Raw genomic sequence first — 8260 nt, 5'->3', positions numbered from 1 at the left:
GCAGGTTGGCCAGGCAGGCCTCGGCCCAGGCAGCGCGCCAGGCGTCGCGCTGCTCGGCCGGCAGGTAGCCCTCGATGGCGGCGCGCGCGTTGGCGCTCACCGCGCCGAGCACGCCGCCGTGACGCTCGTCGGCCAGGTTGGCGATGGCGGCGCGCACGTACTGCGCGGCGTGCAGGCGGCCGTCGCGGGTGGCGTCCCACAGGGCCCACCACGCGGTGGACCGGGAGGTGTCCTCCTCCAGGGTGCCCAGGTGCTCCACGAGGGTGGCGGTGCTGTGCTCGTCGAGGGCGAGCTTGGCGTAGGTGAGGTCGCCGTCGTTCACCAGCACCAGGTCCGGGCGGGCGGCTCCCACCAGGCCCTCCAGGCCTGCCACGCCGGCAAGGTCCACCGACGCCCCGGCCAGGTCCAGCTCGCCGTGGCCGGTGCGCTGCAGGCGGCCGTCGGTGAGTGCGTAGGTGCCCACGGCCAGGCGGTGCGGACGCAGCACCTCCTCGCCAGTCACGGGGTCGGTGCAGTGCTGGGTGAGGCGCGCGGCGGTGACCGTCCCGTCCTCGGCGGTGTCCACCTCCAGCCCGATGGTGGACACGCCGGCCGTGCGCAGCCACGGGCCCACCCACGCGTCGAGGTCGCGGCCCGAGGCCTCCTCGAGGGCGCGCAGCAGGTCCGGCAGCGTGGTGTTGCCGTAGGCGTGCTCGCGGAAGTACGCGGTGGAGCCGGCGAAGAACTGCTCGCGGCCCACGTAGTTCATGAGGTTCTGCAGCAGCGCGGCGCCCTTGGCGTAGGTGATGCCGTCGAAGTTCTGCCGGGCGGCCTCGAGGTCGTCGATCTGCGCGACCACCGGGTGGGTGGAGGGCAGCTGGTCCACGCGGTAGGCCCACAGCTTGCGGGCCGTCGAGAAGGCCACCCACGCGTCGGTGAACTCCGTCGCGTCCGCGCTGGCCTGCGTGCCCAGCAGTTCGGCGAAGGACTCCTTGAGCCACAGGTCGTTCCACCACTCCATGGTCACCAGGTCGCCGAACCACATGTGCGCCATCTCGTGGAGGATCGTGTTGGCCCGTCCGGCCCGCTGGGCGCGGGTGGGGGTGGAGCGGAACACGTAGTTCTCGGTGAAGGTCACGCAGCCCGGGTTCTCCATGGCGCCGAGGTTGTACTCGGGCACGAACACCTGGTCGTAGGTGCCCCACGGGTAGGCCACGCCGAAGGTGCGGTGGAAGAAGTCGAGGCCGGCGAAGGTGATCTCGAAGATCTCGTCGGCGTCGAAGTGCTCCACCAGGCTCTGGCGGCAGAGCAGGCCCACGGGCACCTCGAGCGTCTCGCCCTCGGAGGTGGTGCCCGTCCAGGTGCGCTCGGTGCGGTGGTACTCGCCGGCGCACATGGCGGTGATGTAGGTGCTCATGGGCAGCGTGGGAGCCCACTCGCGGGTGGTGCCGGCGGGCACCTCGTGGCCGGCCACGGTGCCGGCGGGGGCCTCGGTGGTGGCCACCTCGTCCTCGGCGTTGCAGCGCACCACCCAGTCGGTGGGGGCGGTGACCACCCAGGTGAACGCGGCCTTGAGGTCGGGCTGCTCGAAGGTCGTGTAGAGGCGGCGGCAGTCGGCCGGCTCGAAGTGCGTGTACAGGTAGGTGCGGCCGTCGGCGGGGTCGATGAAGCGGTGCAGGCCCTGTCCGGTGCGGCCGTAGGTGCCCACCGCCTGCACCACCACGCGGTGGCGGCCGGCGGAGAGCTCGGGCAGCTGGATGCGGGCGCCGTCGAAGGCGGCCTCGACGTCCAGCGGCTCCCCGTCCACGGTCACCGCGTCCACGCCCCCGAGGAAGCCCAGGAAGGTGGACCCTGCGGTGCTCGTGAAGTCGAGCGTCGTGGTGGTGCCGAAAGTTGTGGCCCCGGCGTCGGGTGCCGTGCGGCAGTCGATCTCCACCCGGTAGGCCAGGTCGCTGACCTGCGAGGCACGCTGCGCGGCCTCGGCGCGGGTGAGGTTGCGGGAGGAGTGCGGGGCGGTGGGGGTGTACGTCACGGGGGACAGTCAATCAGGGCGTGGTCCCCGTCACGTCTCCACCACCCCGGACGCCTGCGGACGAGCTGGTGGTCGGGTCGGTGGCTGTGGACGGAGGCCGCCTCAGGGGTCCACGACGGTGCCGGTCAGCGGCTCGTCGTCGGGGCCCTGGCCGGGCGGCGTCCCCTGGCCGGGCGGGGTACCGGGTGCCGGCCGCGGGGCGGCTCCCCCCGCAGGACGGGGTCGGCGGCGGGCCGAGAGGTCCGCGTGGCGCAGCAGCTCGCTGAACGGCACGTCGGTGTGCGGGTGCGTGGCCACCGGGGTGTCGCCGGAGAACACCACGAACACCGGGCGGGAGTGCAGGAAGGTCTGCAGCACCGAGCCGTCCACCACCGAGCGGGCGTGCGCCCGGGCGCGGCGCTTGGCGGCGGTCGGCCCCAGCGGCGTGCGGTCCACGAGGTTGCCGGTCGGGCGCGGGGTGGCGTCCGCCATCGGGCGGCCCTGTGCGTCGGTGGCCGGGGCCCGGCGACCGGTGCGGCGCTCAACCTCCTCCACCACGCCGGGAGCGTGCTTGCGCGCCTCGGAGACCAACGTGGGGCCGTACCTGCGCGCGGCGCCGGCGATCACCGGTCCGTACTTCACGGCGTTGCGGATGATCCTGGGGTTGACCACGGGGCCTCCTCGGGCGGGTGGCGGTTTCGCTGCCTCGTCATGATGCCAACACCGGTGCGTGGTCGCGCCTTCCCGGCCCCTACGCTGGGTGCATGCACCCCTCGGACCTCGGTCGTCGGCGCGGTCGCCGACTCGGACGCCTGGAGTACACCGGCGAGGGCCTCGAGCCCGACCACGTTCCCGCGGCCCCGTGGGCCGTGGTGCAGGAGTGGGTCCACGCCGCCCACCACCGGGCCCTGGAGCGGGGTGACGTGCCCGAGCCGGCCGCCATGGCCCTGGCCACGGTGGACGCCGAGGGCGCCCCGGACGTGCGCACCGTGCTCTGCCGCGACGTCTCCACCGAGGGCCTGCGCTTCTACACCTCCCTGGTCTCCGCCAAGGCCGAGCAGATGGCCGCCGACCCGCGTGTGGCCCTCACCTGGACCTGGCCGAGCATGTTCCGCGCCCTCCGCTTCCGCGGCGTGGCCGAGGAGCTGCCCCGCGACGAGGTGACCGCCTACTTCCGGCAGCGCCCCTGGGGGTCGCGCATCAGCGCCCACGCCAGCCGCCAGTCCCACCCGCTGGCCGACCGCGCCGAGCTGGTGTCCCGCGAGGCCGAGCTGGCCGAGCGGTGGCCGGACCGGGCCCGCGAGGACGACGTGCCCACCCCCGACCACTGGGGCGGCTACCTCGTGCGCCCCTACCAGGTGGAGGTGTGGACCGGCCGCCAGTCGCGCATGCACGACCGCTGGCGCTGGACCCTCACCGAGCCGCTCGACCTGGCCCGTCCCGTGGCCGACCAGCGCGACCTGCTGCTGCCGCTGGACTACGAGACGGCCTGGACGCACCTGGCCCTCCAGCCGTGACCCCGGCCGGGGGTGAGGGTCGCCTAACCCCCTGACCGCCGGACCCCGTACACTGGCGCCTCCGCACGTGCCACGGAAGGCAGGCCCAGGTGAGTGACCTCATCGACACCACCGAGATGTACCTCAAGACGATCTACGAACTGGACGAGGAGGGCATCCCGGCCCTCCGCGCCCGCATCGCCGAGCGACTGGGGCACTCCGGACCCACGGTGAGCCAGACCATCGCCCGCATGGACCGCGACGGCCTGGTGACCCTGGGGGAGGACCGCCGCCTCCACCTCACCGAGGAGGGGCGTGCGCAGGCCACCCGCATCGAGCGCAAGCACCGCCTGGCCGAGCGCCTGCTCGTGGACGTGATCGGCCTGGAGTGGGAGTACGTGCACGAGGAGGCCTGCCGCTGGGAGCACGTCATGAGCGACCGGGTGGAGCGCAAGATCCTCGCCCTGCTGGAAAACTCCGAGGAGTCCCCGTACGGCAACCCCATCCCCGGCCTCGAGGAGCTCGGTGGCGCCCAGGGCACCACCTTCCGCGACGGTGTGGAGCGCCTCGTGGACGTGGTCCGCGACGGGCACGAGGCCGTGTTCGTGCGCCGCATCGGCGAGCCCGTGCAGGTCGATGCCGAGGCCCTCGCCCTGCTCACGGAGGCCGGCGTGGTCCCCGGCGAGCGGGTGCAGGTGGAGGCCCGCGGCGACGACCGCGTGGTGGCCCGCGGCCTGCGCGAGGGCGTCACCGGCGGCGTCTCGCTGCCGCAGGAGATCGCGGTGCACGTGTTCGTCAGCCGCGTGGACCCCCGAAGTACCCAGCCCACCAAGTAACCCCCCCGGAATCGGAGACCCACCCCTCGTGCTCGTCGCCCTCGGCGTCCTCACAGTCCTCGCCCTGACCGCCCTCACCGGGTTCTTCGTCGCGCAGGAGTTCGCGTTCGTCTCGGTGGACCGCACCGAGCTGCGGGCCCGCGCCGAGGGGGGCGACGCCCGCGCCCAGAAGGCCTACGACCTCACCACGCGGCTGTCCTTCGTGCTCTCGGGTGCCCAGTTCGGCATCACCGTCACCACGCTGCTCGTCGGTTACGCGGCCGAGCCCCTCATCGGTGCCGGCCTGCGCGACCTGGTGGGCGCCGAGCAGGCCTCCCGTGGCGCCACCGCCGTGGCCATCTCGCTGGGGGTGCTGCTCTTCTCCACGATCGTGCAGATGGTGCTGGGTGAGCTGGGCCCCAAGAACTGGGCCATCGCCCGCCCGGTGGCCCTCACCCGGGCCCTGGCCGTCCCCACGGCGGCCTACCTCGCCGTGGTGGGCCCGGTGGTGCGCTTCTTCGACAGCTCGGCGGCGTGGCTGCTGCGCAAGGTCGGCATCGAGCCCGTGGAGGAGCTCGACTCCGCCGCCACACCTGAGGACCTGCAGCGCATCATCGACCAGTCCCACGCCAGCGGCCTGCTCGACGACGAGCTGCAGGACCTGCTCGACCGCGGGCTGGCCTTCCGCCACCGCACCGTCGGCGAGGTGATGACCCCCCGCGTGGACGTGGAGACCGTGAGCGCCGACGCGAGCGTGGCCGAGCTGGTGGACCTGCTCGCCACCGGGCACAGCCGCTACCCGGTGTACGGGCGCGACATCGACGACATCGTGGGCGTGGTGAGCATCTCCGACGTGCTCGAGGTGCCGGTGGCCGAGCGCGCCAGCACGGTGGTGCACCGCATCGTGGACGAGGCCGTGCTGCTGCCCACCTCGCTGGGCGTCACCAAGGCGCTGGAGGAGATGCGTCGCCGCCACCGGCAGATCGCGGTCGTGGTGGACGAGCACGGGGGCTTCGCCGGCGTGGTCTCGTTCGAGGACATCGCCGAGGAGGTGGTCGGCGACATCCTCGACGAGGACGACGAGGAGGAGTCGCCCGCCACCGAGCGCGCCGACGGCACCTGGCTGCTGCCGGCCAACCTGCGCCTGGACGAGGTGCGCAAGTTCACCTCCATCGCGCTGCCGGAGAGCGACGACTACGACACCCTCTCCGGACTGGTGCTCAAGACGCTGGGTCGCGTGGTGCAGGAGGGCGACGTGGCCGAGGTGGCCTGGACCGTCCGTGACGCCGACGGCGAGACCGTGCGCGCCTGCACCAGCCTGGAGGTGGTGGCGGTGGAGCGCCACGTGCCCGACGAGGTGCTGCTCGCGCCGGTGACCGTGGACGACGTGGAGGAGGTGGCCTGATGGGGGAGCTCGAGAAGATCCTGCTCTCGGTGCTGCTGTTGGCGGCCAACGGGTTCTTCGTGGCCGCCGAGTTCGGCATCATGGCCGCCAAGCGCCACCGCCTGGAGGAGCGCGCCGAGGCCGGGGGGCGTGCCGCCCGCGCCGCCGTGGCCTCCAGCAAGGAGCTCTCGCTCATGCTGGCCGCCAGCCAGCTGGGCATCACCCTGGCCACGCTGGGCCTGGGTGCCATGGCCGAGCCGGCCATCGCCCACCTGCTGGAGCCGGTGCTGCACGCCCTGCACGTGCCCCACGCGCTGACCCACCCGGTCGCCCTGGTGGTGGCCCTGACCCTCGTGACCTACCTGCACATGGTGGTCGGCGAGATGGCGCCCAAGTCGTGGGCCATCGCGCACCCGGAGACCGCCGCGGTGGTCGTGGCCCTGCCCTTCCGGGCCTTCGCCATGGTGACCAAGCCGTTCATCTGGCTGCTCAACGAGATCACCAACCTGGGGCTGAGGCTGGTGGGCGTGGAGGCCGTCGACACCATCGAGGAGGAGCACGGGCCGGCCGAGTTGCAGCGCCTCATGTCCTCCTCGCAGGAGGCCGGCGTGCTGCCCGACGAGGACGCCCGCCTGCTGGCCGGCGCGTTCCGTCTGGAGAACCAGGACCTCTCGGCGGTCACCCGGCCGGCGCGCGACCTCGTGACCATCGACGTGGGCGCCACCGCGGCGGACGTCGAGGAACTGAGCCGCCGCACGGGGCGTTCGCGCCTCATCGTGACGCACGGGTCGCGCTACGTGGGCCTGGTGCACGTGCGCGATGCCGTGACCGCGCGGGCCACGGGCACCAACCCGGGCGTGGTGGACCTGCGCCAGCAGATGCCGACGCTGCGCCGCGAGCTGCCCCTCATCGACGCCGCCACGCAGATGCGGCAGCACCGCGCCCAGCTGGCGATGGTGGCCGACCCCGCCGGGCGCAAGGTGGGCATGGTGGCGCTGGAGGACATCCTCGAGCAGATCCTGGGCCAGTTCGACGACGAGACCGACGAGCTGGTGCGCGCTGCAGGTGCCAACCGGGGCCTGCGTCGGGCCCGGGTGACTCCGGCGGTGGCGCCGTGACCGGGTGGCGGCCGTGGGCGCTGGTGGCGCTCGGCGGCGCGGTCGGGTCGGTGGCCCGGGTGCTGCTCTCCGAGGCGTGGGGGTCCGCGGTGGGTGTGCTCGTGGTGAACCTGGTGGGGGCCTTCCTGCTGGGTCTGGCCGATGCCGTGTGGTCCGGTCGGCGGCCGGGGCTGCTCGTGCTGGTGGGCACCGGGGCGCTGGGCGGGTTCACCACGGTGAGCGGGTGGGCGCTGCTCATGGCCGGGTCGTGGGCGTGGTTCTGGGCCGGGCCGCTCCTGCTGGCGGTCGGTGTGCTGCTGGCCTGGGCGGGCGTGCGCGTGGGGCGGGTCGTGCGGGGGCAGGACGGTGTGGGGGCCGTCGGTGGCGAGGCGGCGGTGCGCTGATGCCCTCGGTGACGGTGCTGCTCTGGGTGGCCGTGGGCGGCGCGCTGGGTGCCGTGGGGCGGTACGCGGCCGACCGGGCGGCGCAGCGGTGGGTCCCGGCCGTGGCCGAGGTGGGCGTGCTCGTGGCCAACCTCGTGGCGTGCGCGCTGCTGGGCTGGGTGGCCGGGGGAACGGTGCTGGTGTCGTCGGCCCCGGGGTCCGCGCCGTTGCCGCTGGTGTCCGGACCCGTGCTGGGCTGGGACTGGTGGCTGCTCGGCAGTGGGCTGGCCGGGGCGCTGAGCACCTGGTCGACGCTGACGCTGCAGGTGGTCCGGCGGTGGGTGGCCGGGGACCGGGCGGTGGCCGCTGCGCTGGGGCTGGCCACCTGGGTGCTGGGAGCCGGGGCGGCGCGGCTGGCGGCCGAGGCGTCCGTGGCGCTGACGGGCTGAGGTGCGTCTCGGCGCCGGGCACGTTCCCTGCATCGGGCCGGCCCTGTGGACGGCCGGGGGATGTTGTCGGGGGTGCCCCCTAGCCTGCGGGCATGAGGTTCTTGCAGACGAGCGACTGGCAGTGGGGCATGACCCGGCGCTGGTTCTCCGAGGCCGACCAGGCGCGCTTCACGCAGGCGCGCAACGACGCGGTCGTGCGGGCGGGGCAGGTGGCGGCCGAGCACGGCTGCGCGTTCATGGTGGTGGCGGGGGACGTCTTCGACTCCAACCAGCTCGGGCGCGACACGGTGCGACGGGCCATGGAGGCGCTGCGGCAGGTGCCGGTGGACGTCTACCTGCTGCCCGGCAACCACGACGCGCTCGACGCCGCCTCGATCTACGACCAGGAGGTGTTCACCGGGGCCGGGTTGGGGCACGTGCACGTGCTGCGCGACAGCGAGCCCGTGACGGTGGCCGAGGGGGTGGAGCTGGTGGGGGTCCCGCTGACCACCAACCAGCCGGACCGCGACGTGGTGGCCGAGGTGCTCGACCTCCTCGACCCGCCGGCCGACGGGGTGCGGCGGGTCCTCGTCGCCCACGGCCAGCTGCGGGAGCTCGACCCGGGCCACCGGGTCTCGGCGCTCGACGGCGCCCGCATGCGGCGGGC

General features: G+C 73.9%; 9 protein-coding genes. 7 read left to right on the top strand and 2 right to left on the bottom strand.

Annotation, left to right across the window (positions count from 1 at the left end; genetic code table 11):
- Both pepN and HMPREF3099_RS08970 read right to left on the bottom strand, forming a co-directional pair.
- Window positions 1–2011 (bottom strand): aminopeptidase N (gene pepN, locus HMPREF3099_RS08975; RefSeq protein ID WP_070705649.1); only part of this gene is annotated, 2011 nt, incomplete at its 3' end.
- Between the two features lie 102 nt (window positions 2012–2113).
- The gene (locus tag HMPREF3099_RS08970; protein WP_070705648.1) at window positions 2114–2662 is read right to left on the bottom strand and encodes a hypothetical protein; all 549 of its coding nucleotides are present in this window, start codon (window positions 2660–2662) and stop codon (window positions 2114–2116) included.
- A 92-nt stretch (window positions 2663–2754) separates the two neighbouring features.
- On the opposite strand from HMPREF3099_RS08970, the gene pdxH reads away from it, so the two are divergent.
- From pdxH to HMPREF3099_RS13020, 7 genes are all read left to right on the top strand, one after another.
- Window positions 2755–3507, top strand: coding sequence for a pyridoxamine 5'-phosphate oxidase (gene pdxH, locus HMPREF3099_RS08965; RefSeq protein WP_070705647.1), 753 nt, complete (start codon window positions 2755–2757; stop codon window positions 3505–3507).
- A gap of 89 nt (window positions 3508–3596) precedes the next feature.
- Window positions 3597–4322 (top strand): metal-dependent transcriptional regulator, encoded by a 726-nt coding sequence (locus HMPREF3099_RS08960; RefSeq protein WP_070705646.1) that lies wholly within the window; start codon window positions 3597–3599, stop codon window positions 4320–4322.
- Between the two features lie 28 nt (window positions 4323–4350).
- Complete coding sequence (locus HMPREF3099_RS08955; RefSeq protein ID WP_070705645.1) at window positions 4351–5706, top strand: hemolysin family protein; 1356 nt, start codon at window positions 4351–4353, stop codon at window positions 5704–5706.
- Window positions 5706–6803: a hemolysin family protein gene (locus HMPREF3099_RS08950; RefSeq protein WP_070705644.1), complete on the top strand. Its 1098-nt coding sequence runs from the start codon at window positions 5706–5708 to the stop codon at window positions 6801–6803. Before HMPREF3099_RS08955 ends, HMPREF3099_RS08950 begins: the two co-directional genes overlap by 1 nt.
- Window positions 6800–7186 (top strand): CrcB family protein, encoded by a 387-nt coding sequence (locus tag HMPREF3099_RS08945; protein ID WP_070705643.1) that lies wholly within the window; start codon window positions 6800–6802, stop codon window positions 7184–7186. Before HMPREF3099_RS08950 ends, HMPREF3099_RS08945 begins: the two co-directional genes overlap by 4 nt.
- The gene (locus tag HMPREF3099_RS13665) at window positions 7186–7614 is read left to right on the top strand and encodes a fluoride efflux transporter FluC (protein WP_070705642.1); all 429 of its coding nucleotides are present in this window, start codon (window positions 7186–7188) and stop codon (window positions 7612–7614) included. Before HMPREF3099_RS08945 ends, HMPREF3099_RS13665 begins: the two co-directional genes overlap by 1 nt.
- 92 nt (window positions 7615–7706) lie before the next feature.
- Window positions 7707–8260, top strand: a 554-nt coding sequence (locus HMPREF3099_RS13020) for a metallophosphoesterase family protein (RefSeq protein ID WP_202816734.1), incomplete at its 3' end; no start/stop codon positions are given.

The sequence above is a fragment of the Kytococcus sp. HMSC28H12 genome, from assembly GCF_001816045.1.
GTDB lineage: Bacteria > Actinomycetota > Actinomycetes > Actinomycetales > Dermatophilaceae > Kytococcus > Kytococcus schroeteri.
This window is presented reverse-complemented; position numbering and strand designations above follow the sequence as displayed.

Bases quoted from the DNA above. Each gene is read 5' to 3' on its own strand.
- HMPREF3099_RS08950 (WP_070705644.1), top strand. From the start codon at position 5,706: ATGGGGGAGCTCGAGAAGATCCTGCTCTCGGTGCTGCTGTTGGCGGCC.
- HMPREF3099_RS13665 (WP_070705642.1), top strand. From the start codon at position 7,186: ATGCCCTCGGTGACGGTGCTGCTCTGGGTGGCCGTGGGCGGCGCGCTG.
- pdxH (WP_070705647.1), top strand. From the start codon at position 2,755: ATGCACCCCTCGGACCTCGGTCGTCGGCGCGGTCGCCGACTCGGACGC.